Genomic DNA, 17,612 nt, shown 5'->3' on the forward strand with positions numbered 1-17,612 from the left:
TCAACTCGCATGGGGTAAAAATGCCAATAAAGAGGCAATCCCTACAGTGACAAACGCGATACTCACAATCGTTTTAATCTTACGTAAACGGCTGCGACTATTAAGATCCCGCGCCGCGCCCCACTTCAGTGCTACGCGGTAAATCCCGATGGCCGCATGTAACTCCACCGTCAGCAATAGCGGCAAATACACCATCCATACACCTTGGTTCCAAATCCGCTCAGCGCTGCCCTGCGGACCTATGGTTTCAGGCGCCGAGCCGATAAGCCACAGATGCACCGGCAGCAATAAAAGGATCACCACACCCGTAATGGCTTGCCAACGCCAGAGGCGAGTATCGCTATGATTAATCACTTGCATCTGCTGTTGCAGCGCCCTTTGCTGGCGCAAACTCATCGGTAGCTTCTGCAATGCCACTAGCACATGCACTAACGCTAAAGCGCCGATACCGATGGCAATACAAGTCACCACCCAGGGATAGCCATGACCATCACTAGAGAGAAAACTTAGCTCCATAGTGCGCGCCACCCAGTTCATAGCATCGCCACCCAACAAAATGGACGACACCAACACTAAGTGACTCCATAAAAACACCGCCAAAATGACACCCGACACACTCTGGCTTAAATCCAGCCACGCACTCCATTTTTTTATACTTAGTTTGATTGCCATTGCTTTCGCCTCGCGCCACAGGCTCTATTGAGCCAAGCTCATTAAGTGATCTTTAAAAATTAATATCGCTCACAAATCCAACAACAAACCTGAGTTAGATCAACTAGGAGGCGAATAATTAATCGAATGCTTAACTATTAGCGATAGAACCAATAAAAACGAGTGGCAGCGACACAAAATCCTGCTGCGAATTATCTCAGTGCAACGCGCGCAGCAGGGTTGGCATTCAAATTACTGGGGCACATAGGGCTGCACAGGAACAGTCAACTCGCAGCCGATCAACATATAAGTAACTAAGCTAGCGCTACCTAGACACAACAAATAGATAATTAATATCTTAGCGAGTTTACGTAAGCCGGAGCGTTGAGTGGTAATGCCCCACTTAACTGCCACACGGTACAAACCAATCATGGCGTGGATCACCACTGCGGGCAGCAATAAGGCATATAGCAGCCAAGCATTATCGTGATAAACACGCTCGGCGGATAAATGTGGGCCAATCTCAGGATTTAAGATCATGGTAAACAGATGTACAGGCACCAGGAAAAACAGAATAAAGCCAGTAATGAGCTGCCAAAACCATGCATGGGTATCACGGTGATTAATGCCACCTAAATGCGAGCGCAATGCCCGCCACTGACCCAGTTGTGCCGGAAACCGCCTAAGCGCAACTGCGGCATGCAATATCACCACTAACAGCATAAAAACCGAGAAGACTTTAGTAACCATCGGAAAGCCATGGCCTGTACTACTAAACATACCGCCCTCAAGCAGTTGTACTACTTGGTAAAATGCCTCTTTGCCCAGCAAAATGCTCGACTCGAAGTGCATATGCAACAACAGGAAGCATCCCAACATAATGCCTGTCGCGCTCTGTAATCGATCAGCCTTAGCCGACCAAGGGTGACCTATCCCCTGTGTTTTCACCCTAGTGTGAACGCGCGTTACGCTTATCATCTTGCTTTTACCTTTGATGGTTTGTTGACACCTCTTTGCAAACTACACCATAGCAGTAACAAAATACCCGGCTGAGCGTCACAGATTTAAAGCGTGAGGTAACTCACGGGAGCAGCGTCAACTCTTAGAAGGCGATCACAAAAATCAAGTAAAAAACCAAACAAAGGTAAAACCAATTAACCATTATATTTCATATGTTTATACTAAAAATCGAAACGATCGGTTCGCATTTTCGCACAAAAAGGATGACTGACTAACTCTTTGTCGGCGTAGAATAAAATCCATTTATCACTCGCCAATCCCCTGCTGCATAGCAACTCATTTATCTAATCGAACAATGCGAAATTGCCACCGAATTCTGCAATTTAGCGCGGTTTGGGTATACAATAGCGTGATATTTTTTAACCCTAGCCACAGGATTTAACCCATGCCTTGGATCCAACTCCGCATTAACACTAACAGTGATGATGCAGAAACCATCAGCGACTTACTCATGGAAGAAGGCGCAGTCTCCATTACCTTTGAAGATGGTAAAGACACCCCGATTTTTGAACCTAAACTGGGTGAAACCCCGCTGTGGCAAGATACCGTGGTTGTCGCGCTATTCGAAGCCGATACCGATCTAACCCCAAGCATTGAGATGCTGAAAACCCTGCCGTTTTTAGGTGAACACTTCAGCCATAAAATCGAGCAGATTGAAGACAAAGACTGGGTCCGCGAATGGATGGATAACTACCACCCAATCCAATTCGGTAAACGCCTGTGGATTTGCCCAAGCTGGCGTGAAGTCCCCGATCCAAGTGCAGTCAATGTGATCTTAGATCCGGGTCTGGCCTTCGGCACTGGCACTCACCCCACAACAGCACTGTGTTTAGAGTGGTTAGACAGCTTAGATCTAAGCAACGAAGAAGTGATCGACTTTGGTTGTGGCTCAGGCATTCTTGCCGTTGCTGCCCTAAAACTGGGCGCGAAAAAAGTCACCGGTATCGACATCGACTATCAAGCCATTGACGCCTCAAAAGCCAATGCCGAGCGTAACGATGTCGCCGACCAACTCGAGCTTTACCTGCCTGAAGATCAACCCGCCGATCTTAAGGCCGATGTATTAGTTGCCAATATTCTCGCAGGCCCACTGCGCGAACTTGCCCCCCTTATCGCCGACCGAGTCAAAACAGGCGGTAAATTAGCCCTCTCTGGACTCCTAAAAGAGCAAGCGCAAGAAATCTCTGACTTTTATAGCCAATGGTTCGACATGGACGAAGCGGCTCACAAAGAAGATTGGAGCCGCTTGACAGGTACGCGCAAATAACGCTAAAGGGTGGCGCAACATGCGCCACCACTGGCTTAGGCTTATTTTGTCGATGACTTCTCAAGGCTAAAAAGTCAAGAAAAAAAATTGCTCCTAGGTCATTTATTGACCTTTTCACGGCCAATAAAAAGGGCTACTATAGCGCCCCTTTGAAGAGCTAAGGTGAAACAGTAAATGCAGATTGGACCCTATCAACTGAAGAATCAGCTGATCGTGGCACCAATGGCAGGTGTCACCGATCAAGCTTTCCGTAATCTCTGTCTTCGTTATGGTGCAGCCTTAGCGGTGTCGGAGATGCTTTCATCCAATCCTGAGGTTTGGGATACGGATAAGAGCCGCCAGCGTATGACACATTCTGGTGAGGAAGGTATTCGCTCAGTGCAAATTGCAGGTGCAGATCCAGAGTTAATGGCGCAGGCCGCCCAGTTCAACGTTGAACAAGGCGCCCATATCATTGATATCAACATGGGATGTCCTGCAAAAAAAGTGAATAAAAAGCTGGCAGGCTCAGCCTTAATGCAAAATCCGCCCCTCGTAAAAGACATTTTACAAGCCGTGGTAGCTGCAGTAGATGTGCCCGTTACGTTAAAAATTCGCACAGGCTGGGAGCCTGAACACAGGAACGGTGTTCAAATCGCCCAGATTGCCGAGGATTGTGGCATTGCCTCGCTGGCCGTTCATGGCCGCACGAGACAATGCATGTACAAAGGCGACGCCGAGTACGACACCATTAAAGCAATTAAACAGAATGTCTCGATTCCTGTTGTCGCAAACGGGGATATCGACAGTCCGGAGAAAGCCCGCTTTGTGCTGGATTACACCGGTGTCGATGCTCTGATGATAGGACGGGGTGCTCAAGGACGACCTTGGATTTTCAGAGAAATCCAGCACTACTTGGAGACGGGTAATAAGCTAGCGCCCATTGAGGTGGTAGAACAGCGTCAAGTGATGCTGGAACACCTCACCAAACTTTATGATTTGTATGGTGAATATAAGGGTATCCGCTTCGCCAGAAAACATATCGGATGGTACCTAGACCAGGAGGATCAGCGCCAGTTTCGGGCTGACTTTAATCAGCTGGAAACCGCTGCAGAACAGTATTCCCTCGTGGAATATTATTTTGATGAATTAGTAAAGAATTAATAAAGAGCAGAATAGAATGTTTGATCAGACAACTAACACAGAAGTTCACCAGCTTACCGTTGGCAAAATCGAAACCGCAAACGGCACTATCAAGCCCCAGTTATTACGTGACGCTGTTAAGCGTGCCGTAACTAACTTCTTCGCACAGTTGGACGGTCAGGAAGCACAAGAAGTGTATGAAATGGTGCTAAGTGAAGTTGAAGCACCTCTGCTTGACATCATCATGCAACACACTCGCGGCAACCAAACCCGCGCAGCAAACATGCTAGGTATCAACCGCGGTACTCTGCGTAAGAAATTAAAGAAATACGGCATGAACTAATCTTTTCGATTAAGTGATTGTTAGGAAAGGGGTTAACCTGCAAGGGTTAGCCCCTTTTCGCATTATGTGTACGGCAATATGTACCCCAAATGTTGTCTTAAAGCCCCAGTATCTGTTGTAGCTCTTGATGGGAGTTCACTTGATAATGTGGGGTGATCCCCGCTGGCGCAGCATGGCCATGGACGTTGTACCAACAAGTATGAATACCGGCATTGATACCACCTTGGATATCGGAATGCGGGTTATCACCCACCATTAATACTTGCTCACGCGCTGGCCGCCCCATTAACTCAAGTGCATGCTCAAAAATACCCACATCGGGTTTGGCGATGCCGACTTTTTCTGAAATCACCAAAATATCAAAATGATGCTGTAAACCAGTACGCTCTAAACGCACTGTCTGCAACTCGGTAAAGCCATTGGTAATAATCCCCAGCTTAGCCTTACCTTGCAATGCCGATAGCAATTCGCGCGCACCAGGCAGCGGCGCACAAATCTCTGCCATGGCGGCTAAAAATGCACTGTTTAAGATTTGTGGCGATACATTAAGCCTTGCCGCCCAAGGCTCAAAACGGATAGTTTGCAGCTCTGCGGCACTGATCTTGCCATCCTGATAAGCAACCCAAAGCGGTTTATTTACCCTTTGGTATTCCTCAAAATCGGCCTGAGTAAACTCAACACCAAAGCCAGTAAACATCAACTTTAGTCCTTCAAAGGCATCGAAATAAAATAGCGTTTCATCGGCGTCGAAAAGCACCCAATCATAGGGCGTGGCCGAGGAATAGGTTTGGTTTGAGGACAAAATAACACTCCTAACAAAAGATAAAATGTAACTAATCACTGAAGCTCTAAAAATTGCCACCACTGGCAGTATAGGGAAGCCGCTAGCACCATAGCAAATTAACGCATCGCCAAACTCAACTCGGGATCATGCAGTCGGCCTCATCCAACATGGCATCGAACGCACAAAACAGGCGCAAGATTCTATTTATGGGAACACGGTTTTTGTTGCAAAATAGTCTACTATCTTTATCCATGACGGATAATACCGTGACAAAGCAACCTATTATTGAACATAACTCAACAGTAAACGTGCCCTGTCTGGTTTATCTCTTGGCCCGCTTAGTTGAAGACTGATTACATCGAATCAAAATGCAGTAACCAACCTCGCCTCAACAGAATAGGACGCACATGGAACATTTTTCTGCTCTACCCATTTTTGTCACTGTGGTCGAATGCGGTAGTTTTTCTGCGGCGGGACAAAAGCTTGGACTGAGTAAATCGGCGATCAGCAAACGAATCACACAGTTGGAGCAACTCTTAGGGATTCAACTATTACAACGCACCACCCGCAGTTTGAGCCTGACGGATGCTGGCGCGCGCTATTTCGAATATATTCGCCCCGCAGTGCAGCTCACCCAAGAAGGATTAGATGCCATCTCCGAATTGCAGCAAACACCTAAAGGCAATCTGCGAATTTCCGTGCCTATGGTGTTTGGCCGCTTGTATATTGCGCCTTTAATCGCTGAGTTTTTAAAACGTTACCCCGATATTCAGCTGCAAGTGCAAATGGATGACAAGACAACAGATTTAATCGCAGGCGGCTTCGATTTAGCTATCCGCATCGGCGAACTGCCCGACTCCAGCCTTATCGCCCGCAAAATTGCCCCTTGTTTGAGCGTGATTTGCGCGTCCCCAACGTATATAGCGCAGAACGGTTCACCCATGACTCCTAGCGGGTTAACTCAGCACAACTGTTTGTTTTACAGTTACTTTCAAGATGGTGTGGAATGGAGTTTCCACAGTCCCGATGGAGTGCAACGTGTTCAGCCCAAAGGCAACTATCAGGTGAATAATAGTGATGCTATCCACCAAGCCTGTCTCGATGGCCTTGGCATAGCCAACCTACCGCGCTTTATCGTAGAGTCCGATCTACAGGCAGGGCGTTTACAGGCGTTACTTACAGACTATCCGCTACCCGAACATGGCATTTACGCCGTGTATCCACAGCGAAAATATTTGCCGACTAAGGTGACGGTATTGATTGAGTTTTTGATGGAGTTCTTAGCAAAAAATAGTGCAATTATTAGCTAGGGTTAACGATAAATACGGCTTTACATAATGGTTATAACGAACATAACCACACAGCCAAAACAGACTAATGAAAACACATTTAAACCAGATAAAACAGTTCGTTAAGCAAATACTTCAGCTTACTTAACATCACTTAATGCGATGATTTAAGGCAAAAAAATGAGTGTTTATCAGCAAACATTTGGCGATAAATTTGAGCTTGGCTTCGACCTAAGCTTATACACATTTCTCATCGATAAAAGCTACCAAAACGACATGTGTCCCAGCTTTTACTTCAAACACAACAACCACTATTTTATTCTTTGGGTCGACTATGCCGACCCCATCTGCCGCGAAGAAGATTATCCCCGCTACAGCATCATTTCAGCCGTAAATGACGGCGACAACCTACACCCAGAAATCCGTACCGCTTCTCAGCCAACACTACAGCTTGAATTTGAACAACCCAGTGACCTAATCCACTACCTTGAGCAGATAAAACAGCAACTCAATGCCAAGGTATTACCAATTCAAGTCTAGGTCGGTATAGAGCTGATAAGCTTCTTTCACATCATCCCAATGGCTAATTTGTTGCAAATACTCTGCTTTAGTAAGCTTAAATTGAAAGTTTTCAGAATACGGTTTTACGATTGCTGTTGTTAACACTTCAGGCTCACCAACAAAATCAAACACCCAATAATGGTGATTGTCATTACTAAGCTTTCCAGTTAACTGCCGATCAATATCATGTCTTGGCAGTAACTTTACATTCGCAACACGATATAGAAATTTACCCAATTGATTCGGATCAGATGGATTAACACGTACTGTCAGTAACAGGTAGCGAATTTCACGCACAATATTACGATGAACATTCTGCCGATTCGTCGCCAAAAGCTGAGTATGGTAACCCGTTAAACAGCCAGTTCTTGCTCTGAGTAAATAATCACTATCACGATCAATTTCGTTTATCGGGGCCACCATGGTTAACCCATTGTGACGCACTATACTGCCGCCATAAGGCGCAATCCGCGCAGAATCCTCCACAAAATAATAATCATTAGATGGTGGCCTGAGATAGCTGATTTTATTTGTGCCATTACCCAATTTATTGGCTAAATAACTCCGTAACCAATGGTTATGAATATTTGGTTCTGCCGCAGATGGTAATAAAGCAAATGCACCAATACCAATCTCTTTAATAGCCTCATCGTAAGGATTTTGCTGAGTAGTTTGGTCGAAAAAGCCAGGATACAAAGCAAATGCTCCCATTACAGGGCGGCTTTTTAGTGGCCTTTCATTCATCATTTTTTGCTGGTGAATAATGGCATCACGGTAACGATGCATTTGATTAATCGCATCTTCTGGTACACCGTCTTGTTCCTTACCCAATTGCTTAGAATCAATTCGATACTTAGCATCGAACAAAATCAAAAATGATTCACTGTTAGCAAGTGTCACCCTTAACACGATATCGGGTCGCTGATTTGCCAACCAAGTACGATTTTCTTTCCCTTCTGGCGAAAAAGAAGGTTCATGGGCAAGCTCAATGATCATGCCATCACTTTGGCGATAATAAACAAAAGCAGCAGCCATGCTGTCTTCAGGAAATTGACGTTCAAACTGCACCTTTTTCAAGCTGCTTAACTTCTTTTCTTGCAACTGAAAGCCGAAGCTTTCAATCACAGTTTTTACTTCTAGGAAGCACCAAACCTCATAAATATCTGCTACAGACTTAATCGACAACTGCGCCTCACCATTATTGTTATCTAAATAATGCCTTAACTGTTGCCACACTTTATAGACTTTAGAATAGCCAGCGCCCTGCTGTAACACCTTTGACTCATTACTTTGCCCTTCAAACGCCCCTACCTCTTGCCATAACTGATGCTTAGCATGTTTTGATACCTGCCCAAGCCAAGCATCCAAAGTTTGCAAAAAAGAGTCTGACGCTTTCGCCTCTTTACTCGTGCGAATACCTGCAATCAATTTCGTCAAATTAGCTTGGGTTCGCTTTAGTACCATTTTAATAAAGCGATTTTCAGGAGTGTTAATATTCAGGCGCTGCTGGGCAATCCCCATACGGCTTGAGAGACGTTTTGAAGCAAGTAATTCTTTCGCTTGCTCTTGCTGTTTAGCATTGAGCTTTTTGTGAATGCGATCTAGCTGCTTTTGCAGGGTAAAAGACTGCAAACGATTGTGTGGCGCATGTAGAATTCGATTAATACCTTGATTAAAATCAAACACTAAGCGTTCAAACTGCGCCAACCAAAATAGCTCGAACGGCTCAGATTTATGGCTCAATTTGCCTTGGGACTGACTGGTTTTACTACTAATGGTATAGCGCCATAGTGGATAAATCTGATCAATCTGCCTGTTCATCAGGGTAAGATCTTGGCTTTGCACCATTTTGGTTGCCAGCACGGTAAACTGTACAGGCACCGATTTATGCACGCCATCAACGATATATTTAATTTGAAATGCACAACGGCCGATATCATTGCCAAAATTGATCATGGCATGCAGCGTTTTTCGTCTCGGGCTGAGCATAAAACCTTGCTCGATTAGATTGTACTTATGACTTACTGCTGCCGTATTGATGTCAACACTGTCTTTAAATTCAATTTCAAACCAATACTGACGATTCTCAAAAAAGAATGGCTCAACCAAGCTGGCTTCTGTATCCGTTGCCACCAATTTGTCGCCCACGAAAACAGCAATATCCTCAGTCGGCAGGCTGAATGAGCGCTTCGCATAAGTGCTGGCCAGCTGCTTTCTTGGCTTATCTAACCCTTCCGCAGAAACATAGAATTCAAAGTCCTCATGGGTTACATACAAGGTTTCACACGTTTGTTGCGCCATTAATCAATACCACCCAACAATCCGTTTAGGTTAAGGCCAAAAAGACGTAAAACCACTTTCTAGCAGTTTTCTCATGCGCACTAATTTAGCCGCAGAGCGACAGGCCACCATGACAGTTTCATCAGGCTGCTCGATCACTTCACGCAACAAATCAGGCCGCGTCCCCTGCCAAATATTCGCTAATTTATCTGCGAGCACCGTTTCTAGCTGCTCCAATAGATTCTGCTCGCTATTTCCGACCAGTTTGTCATCATCGCCTTCAATGCGCGGCAACACTTTGCACATTAAAAAATCGTCAAACACAGCGGTTAATTCAAGCTCAGTTTGGGGTGAAAAACTAATCACAGCGAGACAAAGCTCATTGAAAGCACGAAAAGCCAATTCAAATGGGGTTTGCTTTAATACCGCATTGATCGCATTAAAGAACGCTGTAGTTTTCGATGCATCACAATCGGCAGTAACCGATGCAAACATTGGCAACTTGGCTTGGCTATATAACGGATAACTTAACGCCTTTGGTTTGTGTTTAGGCGCAAAAAATTCTTCCGTTTTATTTGGAAAAAACTCACCAAAATCAAAGCTCAATGCTCGATCGATTACTTTACGCGAAAAGCCATGGGTGGTTTCATCCATATTAACCGTACCTGCTACCATCAGGTTAAATGGAATACCTAAACCATATTGGCAAATAATATCCCACAGCTCGTTATATTCTTCGCAGCCAAAACCCAACTCCTTGCGTAGTTTATCTTTATCAGCCACGTCGTTAATGGTGGTGGGTTTTAATAACGCATCACTGCTGTAGGTAAAACTGTCATCCGCCCAGCGCCATTCACGGGTTTCAAGTACTGATAAGTAATCCGCAAAATACTGCTCGACAGGGGCTAGGTTCATTTCATCCAAACACAGCCAATAGAGCAACACCTGTTCAAGAGCATCACGCTCACCGGTTACGACTAAACGTTTACCCTGTTCTTCAATGTCCTGAACTTCAATACTTAAGCCACGATCAGCAATACCACGCCATGCTTTAGCGATAAACTGCAATACATCGGTGGTAATATATTCGGCTGCACCATTTAAGCGCGAAATATATCCCAGCAAATCGCTAGGCTCATGCCAATCGGGACGTACCGAGGTTAAACAATAGGTTTCAGCAAGACTACCTGTAGCCTTAGCTTGCTCACGCACAAAACGGGTTTTACCTGTGCCTGAGATGCCAGCTAGAAGAAGGAAGGGTTTGGAAAGAAACTGCACATATCTAACTGCCTGACTTGAATGCTTATTAGTTTCTAAATTGACATCTGAATATATTTCTAATAGTTCTATTAGATCAGAAACAAGATCATTTTCATCAGGCATATTTTCTAAAGGATAAAATTTTGCGCCAGCCGAAGCCCACTCATAGGACTTACCTAACGGCGTATTAGATCGTAAATCAACTTTTTGATCCCACGTGTTCAGTCGTTTATCTAAACCTCTTATGTTATTACGGAGTTCTTCTGCTTTCTGTTTTGCTAGCGTTTTTCCATATCGTTTTTTCAGCTCTGTAGTTCCAAAACCTAATGATAGATAAACGCCACTACCATCTGAACGGAACAAATAAACTGGATAAATACCAGACTGTGTTGACTCTGTTATTGATGGATTGAGAATCGACAACCAAGACACGTCAGCCCAATGTCCTGCTCCAGCACTAGCTTTTATTAGATAATTAGTTGAGGATGGGAGCGTGTTTTCTATTACTTTAATTAAATCTTGTCTTAGTAAAGTTGCTATTGGGTGACCAGTAAACTGCTCACTTTTAGCCTTTACCCAACCACCTGCTATTTCTATTAAAAGTTGTCTTAAACTCATAAGTATCCCTTATACCAAGACTAAGAGTTTTTGGTATTCCAATTCTATTTTTTGTTTTGCATGCCATGAAGATACTAACAAACCTGTGCACTGCGATATACTGCCAACGTTGATAAAACGCTAATGTTAAACCCCAATTTACCTACCCATCGCGACCACGCTGACAAGAATGCCGAGCCAAATCCATGCCTGATAACCCAACTATTGCCACCCTTCCCGATTCTCAAAGGCATAACCATAGTGAAGATGTGCAGCTCAATCAGCCACAGTGCGATTCGACTAAACCAAATGACATCAGGCTAAGCTTACTCGCGCCGAATGCAACCAAGCCAAGCGCAATCGAGCCAAGTGCAATTAAGCATGAGTCGGTTGTTGCCGAGCAAAAACAGAAGGTTATTTTTATCGGCTTGCCCCGTACAGGGACGACGAGCGTGAGTGTGGCACTATTAGAACAAGGCTTAAAAGTGGCACATATGGCGTTTACTAAAGCAGCCTTTATGCAGGCTGATGCGATTTCCGATGCACCTTGTTTTAGTGATTTCAAGCAGTTAGATAAACTCTTCTCCGAGGCCAAATTTGTCTATATTGACCGTGAGTTAGACTCTTGGGTGCCGTCGATGCAGATGTTACTCAGCCGAATGCTGCCACATTTGGATGCCAAAACTGGCCGATTCCACCCAATCATGAAGCGCAGCTTTCGCCATAGCTTTGGCGTAGGTATAGTCGAAAATCCGCAGGATGAACAACATCTTATCGATTGTTATCAAAGTCATAAAGCTGAGGTGGTTAACTACTTTGCGGGCAGACACGACTTACTCAGTATCAATGTGAGCCAACAAGGTGCCCTCGGTCAGCTATTGGCTTTTATGGGCCTAGCCGCTAGCGAAAATCAGCAGAACTTTCCTAAGCTCAATGTCGGCCGCAATGTGGCCAGTTGGGATGAATATAAACACCCGAATAAGATCAGCGCCAATGCCTCGGGGCCAGACAAACGTAAGTTCTTTGATTATAAAATCTAGATTCTAGATTCTAGGTTAATCATTATTTTTCCGACGCTTAACCACAGTTAGCCAGTCGAGACTCACGCCCGAAATCGCATTAAAACCGCGGATACGGAAGATAAGTTGCAGTAACTGCGGCCGAGGCCTGACTTTGGGTTCGACCGAGCGCGGAATAAACCACAGTGTCACAAATGCGCGCAGTATGGTCGATACTAAAAACACCACAAAAATCGGGCTACTGAGCCAAGTATTCCAACCCGACCACACTAAAAAATCCGCCGCATGGGAGGCAATCGTGCCGCCAACCATCGCCCCCACAAATACGAATCCCGCACTGAGTGACGCTTGCAGCGCTGCATAGGTCGCAAAGTCACTGCGAAAGGGACGAATATCATAAAGGTAATTGGCGGTACTTAAGGTAAAGCCGCTCCACGCCAGCCCAGAAAATGCCTGAATAAGGAGAATATACAGATAGTTATCGGAAAACAGCCATAGCAATGGCAAGCTTGGGATCAGGCAGCTGGTAATAATCATCACCAAACGATTGCCGAATTGATCGCTAAATCGCCCCCAAAACTTTAGCGTCACAAATTGAGTCGCTATCGAGGCCACGCTCGCGAGCACAAATTCGATGTAGCTAAAGTGCAGGTCTTCTAGCATATACACAGCGAAAAACGGCGCCGATATGGCGACCATCGCCTGCATACTGGCCACAAACAAGCTGTACTGGCGAAAGGTTTTATCCTTCCATGCGCCGCGAAAATTGCGAATGGTTTGGATAAACACGCCGCGCTGCTTGGCTTCGCGCGGATCAGGATCGTGCATTTGCAGTAATAACCAAGCCGAGACAAAACGCCCCATGGCGGCAATCGAAAACAGCAAGGTAAAGCCTAACCAGGCCATTTGCTGCGAATCGGTCAAGGTCAGAATGCCACCGCCAATAAAGAATACACTTAAGGATGCGCCCATGGTTAAGCGGGTACGCGCCGCGAAAAAAGCGCCACGGCGACGTTCAGGCACGATTGACCCCATCCACGCGCGCCAATGGGGTTGGATAAGATTAATAAAACCGTGGTATCCCACGGCGAGCGCGATAAATATCCACACTGCGTGCTCAGGCCGAAAGGCCGCTAACGCGCCCATCGCCAATACCACAACAGCTTGCAAAGCTGCGCAGTAAACGATAAACCCGCGACGGGAAAAATGGCTCGCTAACCAGACAGAAACTAACTGCGACATCGCCCCAAAGAGCTGCGGTAAACCAGTAACAAAGCCCATTTGCGCAAGACTAGCACCGAGAAAAATCGCGTAAGCATTAAAAAAGTTATCGCTGGTTGCCGTCATCATCGATGAGGCAACGGCTTCCTGCTGTGAACGACGCAGAGTACATCTTAACCAGAGATTTCTGGCGCTACGGCGCGCGCAAGTTAATGCAGTGGGTACTTCGTGGTTGTCCATTCCAAGCCAAATCCATATGAGACTAAGGGTTTTTAATGGTGCAATTATGTCGTATATAAGCAAAAAACAAAACGCCCCAAATGGGGCGTTTGATTAGGGCTAGAAGCAAGCCTTTAACTCGGCTTCTTGATCTAACAGGCTTTGATACAAGGTAAACTGGTTCGCCGCTCTATCCAGATTATGACCCTCACGGTGCACGTGGAAATACACGTCGCCATTGAGATAATCCGTTAAAAAACGCACGCCAATCATCAAGCAAATGACTCGCGCCCCAAGCCAAAGGCTGCGTTTTTCGACCTCAGTTAATACCTCGGAGAGCTCACTTAAATAGCCACGGCAAATGGCGGCAAAGATCGACTGGCGCACTTTAACATTTTCAAGGGCAGTAGAATCTTCTTCCTCGGGCGAACAGAAAGTACGCACCATATCGCCAAAGTCATACATTAGATGACCTTTCATGCAGGTGTCTAAATCGATAATCGCCATGCTCGACATGTCGCGCTTATCAAACAACATATTGTTGATTTTCGTGTCGTTATGGCAGATCCGCAGCGGTAACTGCGGCGAGATTTCGGCTAGTTCATCCAATAAACTCTGCTGCGACAGCGCGTAATCAACCCATTGACGGCACGACTCTAAGCGTTTGGCTTTATCCTGCTGCACCGCTTGGCGCAGCATTTCCATCCGCCCAGGCAAGTGATGAAACTGCGGGATCACATCTTCAAGCTCAGTGGCGTCAAAATCACTTAATGCACAGGCAAAGTGACCAAAGGCCTTGGCGGCCATTTCGGCTTGCGCTTCAGACTTCACCACTTCGATACTTAAACTATGGGGTAAATAACTGATCGCACGCCAAAATCCCTGCTCACCTAAGTCGATAGCAAGTTCACCCTCTTGGGTAAGACAAGGGCTAACCACTTGCAGACCATATTGCTGCTGCAATGCCTTGGCGCATAAGTGATGGCTGATCTTATCGGCATTACTCACCAGCGCCTGCGGCGTCTTAAACACTTGGGTGTTAATACGTTGCAGCACCAATTCACCCGTAGGCCAACGCACTAATAAGGTGTCGTTAATATGACCATTCCCTAACGCTGAGATTTTTGCCTCGTCGGCTTCAATTCCAAAATGAGGCAACACTGACTGCCTAATGAGTTTTATCACCCAATAACTCCATTAATTTTTGCTTTACCCAGACAGTATCCTGCGGATAGGTCACACCGAGCCAAGGTTCGCTGGCCACATCAACATAGACGGGCACACCTTGCTCAATTGCCGCCTGAACCACAGCAGGCAAATAGCATTCCGATTTCGGCAATTGGCCCTGTTGTTCAATAAATGCGGTTAATAGCTGTTTAATAACATCAAATATGCTTGGCGAGAAGCCCCAGCAGGTCATGGATACCAGCGACTGTGGAGGAAGCTTTGCCAATCCATTTGGTCCTTCGCCCACAAAACCATCTTCTTGTGCTTGAATATTTAACCACTCGGCGACCGAGCGTAACTGCCCATGCTCAACTTGGCATAAGCCACGGTTTACTCCACCATGCTCAGATAACGTCAGCTCGATAGGATAAGCCACCATCATCCAATCCTTAGGTCTGGCGGTTAATCCTTGTGCTAACGAGGCAAAGGCGCTGTCACCGTAAAAGTCATCGGCATTGATCACTGCCATTGGCCCTGTTACCCAATCGCGGGCACACCAGAGCGCATGTGCTGTCCCCCAAGGCTTTAAACGATGGCTAAAATCAGCAAGCTTTGCGTCTTGTGGTAAATCACTTAATGACTGGTAGCAAAAGTGATATTCAAAGTTTGCGGGTAAAAACTGCGTCAATATCCCGGAGAGTTCCGCCTCAAGCTCAGGGCGGATCACTAATACGGCGCGCTGAAATCCACTGCGAATAGCCGATAAAATAGATAACACCAACATGGGTTCGCCCGCAGGCCCAAGGGAGGCTAACTGCTTATCGCCGCCAAAACGACTACCAAGGCCCGCCGCCATAATGACTAAGGTCAAATCTGTATTCATGTGGGATTGAGTTTTCAGTTCGTATTAAAGAAATTTTCCCGAACCTCGCCGTCATCGGCTATGCGAGTGCATGTAACACAAGATCGGAGAAAAAGAGGAGCAAAAGTGTAATCTACCCCTCTAATCCTGACTAGCATTTAAGCTTATTTTTATCTATTTAACGGGCTAAATAAGTTCCAAAGGCACGATTTGGCTCTAAAACCGCTTGGCTACCTTTGAGGCTGAACTTATAACCACACAAACCAATGCTGCCACGGCGGGCTAAATCGGTAATGATATTAGCGGTATCGAGCGGCGTGAAACGCGCTTCAGTGGCAGAGTCGGCAAGCAAATCCACAGTGATAGTGCGATACTCAGTGCCATTATTAAACACTAATGCACTACAACTCTTATCACCCTTCGCCGTAGCAATAGACCATAGGTTTTGCGGCTTGTCGCGTTCACCCAACCAACGAATAATTAATACATCTTGCTCTAATGCCACCGAAAAACCGTCGGGCAGATCTAAGGTCACACGATCGCTTGCTGCAATAGGTGCTGAAGGCACCGCTGGCACGACCGATTCGTCTACCTGCGACTCATCAGAACTAGGCCATAATCCCCATACCAGCAAGACTAACAACACAGCGCCCGCACCGCCGCCGACAGGCAACCAGTAACGGCGCTCCAGCTTAGGTAATTTAGGCAACTTAACATAACGACGATAAGGGGCAAAAAACTCCGCAACGCCCCTAAACAATTCGGTCATAGAACCGGATTCTTTAGCTTCGGCGCGGCGACGACGCACTTCTTCAGCATGCTCGGTGTCATTAAAAACATCGGCATTGTCATCGGGATCAAAGCGCCACACCGGCTCATCACTGTGCTCAGCAGGATCGAGCGGCGCACGCTTAAATTCTTCTCCCTGCAAATCCACTTGAGCTAAATCTACCTCGGCGAGGTCGATTCGCGTTTGCTCTACTCGGCTCGGATTAGCGGGACGAAAATCGGCATGCCCCTCAATTACAGCATCAGGCACCACAAAATCCGCTGGATTGGCAGTCATCTTGGTTAAGGCATCAAAGCGCAGCTCATCTTGGCGCAAAACCTCAAGTTCTGGCTCAGCAACAGCAGACGAAATAGTTGGCTCTGTCTGGGAATAAGCTTCTGCCGGAGTCGCAACAGGAATATTTGCTGATACATCAGGCACCGCATTTTGCGCAGCAGCCGCCTTTGGCGTGATCACAGGTTCAACTCGGCGACGGGGGATCGCCTGCGAGATAGGCGCATCGAGTGCTGGTCCATAATAACCAAAACGGTAATCCACTATAGTTGGCGACTTCAAACGGGTTCCCCAAAAAGTCGCGCCAGCCCCCAACACTAACCCTAATATCGCCAATACTGGTGGCGGAGCCACAATATACAGCGCCAGTAAAATCAGCAGCGGCAACATAAACACCACCACTAAAGCCTTAGGCTTGGCCGCATCATTTAAACGACGCAGCGCCGTGAGGGCAAGTAAAGGCAGGCCTACTAACGCTAAAAGATACATGAGAAAGTTCGCCCCAAATGCGGCGACAGCCAGTGATATGCCTAAATAGACACCAACACTGATAACAACAAAGCGGGGGCGGGAATCACGCCCGTGAAGGCAGAAAAGAGATTTTAACAGCACGACCCTTCCTTTATAGTGAAATAATTCAAGCGCACACGACCTTCTATGTCGTATAAGCATGAGCGTAACGAATTTAGCCGCACTTGTCAGTGCAATAAAGACGCTAGATAAGCAAAAATGCTGATTATATCCATCTAAAGCTAAATCAGGCTTAATTCTCAGGCTCAGCAAGGCTTAGGGACGCAGAGATTTTCAGTATCCGATCTTTGAGTCACAGTAAACCGTAAAAATGCACCAACGTCAGCGTTAACTGTCGCAAAACATAAATAGACAAC

The 17,612-nt window shown here is 46.2% G+C and carries 15 protein-coding genes; 6 read left to right on the forward strand and 9 right to left on the reverse strand.

The features are described 5' to 3' along the window. Entirely contained in the window at positions 1–672 is a 672-nt protein-coding gene (locus tag JM642_RS18630) for a fumarate reductase cytochrome b subunit (RefSeq protein ID WP_037413654.1), read from the reverse strand. 231 nt (positions 673–903) lie between these two features. Beyond that, positions 904–1,629: a fumarate reductase cytochrome b subunit gene (locus tag JM642_RS18635; protein ID WP_203432326.1), complete on the reverse strand. Its 726-nt coding sequence runs from the start codon at positions 1,627–1,629 to the stop codon at positions 904–906. A 427-nt stretch (positions 1,630–2,056) separates the two neighbouring features. Here JM642_RS18635 and prmA point away from each other — a divergent pair, with 427 nt between their 5' ends. From prmA to fis, 3 genes are all read left to right on the forward strand, one after another. Next, positions 2,057–2,938, forward strand: coding sequence for a 50S ribosomal protein L11 methyltransferase (gene prmA / locus JM642_RS18640; RefSeq protein ID WP_069453756.1), 882 nt, complete (start codon positions 2,057–2,059; stop codon positions 2,936–2,938). Between the two features lie 174 nt (positions 2,939–3,112). Beyond that, complete coding sequence (dusB, locus tag JM642_RS18645; RefSeq protein WP_037413666.1) at positions 3,113–4,081, forward strand: tRNA dihydrouridine synthase DusB; 969 nt, start codon at positions 3,113–3,115, stop codon at positions 4,079–4,081. A gap of 16 nt (positions 4,082–4,097) precedes the next feature. Then, positions 4,098–4,403, forward strand: a complete 306-nt coding sequence (fis, locus tag JM642_RS18650; protein WP_006083371.1) for a DNA-binding transcriptional regulator Fis — start codon at positions 4,098–4,100, stop codon at positions 4,401–4,403. A 97-nt stretch (positions 4,404–4,500) separates the two neighbouring features. On the opposite strand, the gene yjjG is transcribed toward fis, so the two are convergent. Next, positions 4,501–5,205: a pyrimidine 5'-nucleotidase gene (yjjG, locus tag JM642_RS18655; RefSeq protein ID WP_069453767.1), complete on the reverse strand. Its 705-nt coding sequence runs from the start codon at positions 5,203–5,205 to the stop codon at positions 4,501–4,503. Between the two features lie 389 nt (positions 5,206–5,594). Between yjjG and JM642_RS18660 the strand changes: the two genes are divergently transcribed. Then, complete coding sequence (locus JM642_RS18660; RefSeq protein WP_203432327.1) at positions 5,595–6,497, forward strand: LysR family transcriptional regulator; 903 nt, start codon at positions 5,595–5,597, stop codon at positions 6,495–6,497. A gap of 159 nt (positions 6,498–6,656) precedes the next feature. Further along, entirely contained in the window at positions 6,657–7,016 is a 360-nt protein-coding gene (locus JM642_RS18665; RefSeq protein WP_203432328.1) for a hypothetical protein, read from the forward strand. Here the strand turns inward: JM642_RS18665 and JM642_RS18670 are convergent. Further along, positions 6,999–9,338 (reverse strand): DUF2357 domain-containing protein, encoded by a 2,340-nt coding sequence (locus JM642_RS18670; RefSeq protein WP_203432329.1) that lies wholly within the window; start codon positions 9,336–9,338, stop codon positions 6,999–7,001. The two genes, JM642_RS18665 and JM642_RS18670, sit on opposite strands and share 18 nt — an antisense overlap. Before the next feature lie 30 nt (positions 9,339–9,368). Beyond that, on the reverse strand, positions 9,369–11,195 hold the full coding sequence (locus JM642_RS18675; protein WP_203432330.1) for a DUF3578 domain-containing protein: 1,827 nt from the start codon (positions 11,193–11,195) through the stop codon (positions 9,369–9,371). 185 nt (positions 11,196–11,380) lie between these two features. Here JM642_RS18675 and JM642_RS18680 point away from each other — a divergent pair, with 185 nt between their 5' ends. Next, positions 11,381–12,214 (forward strand): sulfotransferase family protein, encoded by an 834-nt coding sequence (locus tag JM642_RS18680; protein ID WP_203432331.1) that lies wholly within the window; start codon positions 11,381–11,383, stop codon positions 12,212–12,214. A gap of 15 nt (positions 12,215–12,229) precedes the next feature. On the opposite strand, the gene JM642_RS18685 is transcribed toward JM642_RS18680, so the two are convergent. The 4 genes from JM642_RS18685 to JM642_RS18700 all read right to left on the reverse strand — a co-directional run bounded on the left by JM642_RS18685 (position 12,230) and on the right by JM642_RS18700 (position 17,337). Beyond that, positions 12,230–13,654: an MFS transporter gene (locus JM642_RS18685; RefSeq protein WP_203432332.1), complete on the reverse strand. Its 1,425-nt coding sequence runs from the start codon at positions 13,652–13,654 to the stop codon at positions 12,230–12,232. 99 nt (positions 13,655–13,753) lie between these two features. Beyond that, positions 13,754–14,818, reverse strand: coding sequence for an aminoglycoside phosphotransferase family protein (locus tag JM642_RS18690; protein ID WP_055647870.1), 1,065 nt, complete (start codon positions 14,816–14,818; stop codon positions 13,754–13,756). Further along, entirely contained in the window at positions 14,802–15,683 is an 882-nt protein-coding gene (locus JM642_RS18695; RefSeq protein ID WP_055647871.1) for an NTP transferase domain-containing protein, read from the reverse strand. Before JM642_RS18695 ends, JM642_RS18690 begins: the two co-directional genes overlap by 17 nt. Before the next feature lie 157 nt (positions 15,684–15,840). Next, the gene (locus tag JM642_RS18700) at positions 15,841–17,337 is read right to left on the reverse strand and encodes a hypothetical protein (protein WP_055647872.1); all 1,497 of its coding nucleotides are present in this window, start codon (positions 17,335–17,337) and stop codon (positions 15,841–15,843) included. Positions 17,338–17,612 lie beyond the last annotated feature (275 nt).

The organism is Shewanella sp. LZH-2 (assembly GCF_016859145.1).
Lineage (GTDB): Bacteria > Pseudomonadota > Gammaproteobacteria > Enterobacterales > Shewanellaceae > Shewanella > Shewanella xiamenensis.

Coding starts and splice junctions, on each gene's coding strand:
- JM642_RS18630 (WP_037413654.1), bottom strand. CDS start 672: ATGGCAATCAAACTAAGTATAAAAAAATGGAGTGCGTGGCTGGATTTA.
- JM642_RS18635 (WP_203432326.1), bottom strand. CDS start 1,629: ATGATAAGCGTAACGCGCGTTCACACTAGGGTGAAAACACAGGGGATA.
- prmA (WP_069453756.1), top strand. CDS start 2,057: ATGCCTTGGATCCAACTCCGCATTAACACTAACAGTGATGATGCAGAA.
- dusB (WP_037413666.1), top strand. CDS start 3,113: ATGCAGATTGGACCCTATCAACTGAAGAATCAGCTGATCGTGGCACCA.
- fis (WP_006083371.1), top strand. CDS start 4,098: ATGTTTGATCAGACAACTAACACAGAAGTTCACCAGCTTACCGTTGGC.
- JM642_RS18660 (WP_203432327.1), top strand. CDS start 5,595: ATGGAACATTTTTCTGCTCTACCCATTTTTGTCACTGTGGTCGAATGC.
- JM642_RS18665 (WP_203432328.1), top strand. CDS start 6,657: ATGAGTGTTTATCAGCAAACATTTGGCGATAAATTTGAGCTTGGCTTC.
- JM642_RS18670 (WP_203432329.1), bottom strand. CDS start 9,338: ATGGCGCAACAAACGTGTGAAACCTTGTATGTAACCCATGAGGACTTT.
- JM642_RS18675 (WP_203432330.1), bottom strand. CDS start 11,195: ATGAGTTTAAGACAACTTTTAATAGAAATAGCAGGTGGTTGGGTAAAG.
- JM642_RS18680 (WP_203432331.1), top strand. CDS start 11,381: ATGCCTGATAACCCAACTATTGCCACCCTTCCCGATTCTCAAAGGCAT.
- JM642_RS18685 (WP_203432332.1), bottom strand. CDS start 13,654: ATGGACAACCACGAAGTACCCACTGCATTAACTTGCGCGCGCCGTAGC.
- JM642_RS18695 (WP_055647871.1), bottom strand. CDS start 15,683: ATGAATACAGATTTGACCTTAGTCATTATGGCGGCGGGCCTTGGTAGT.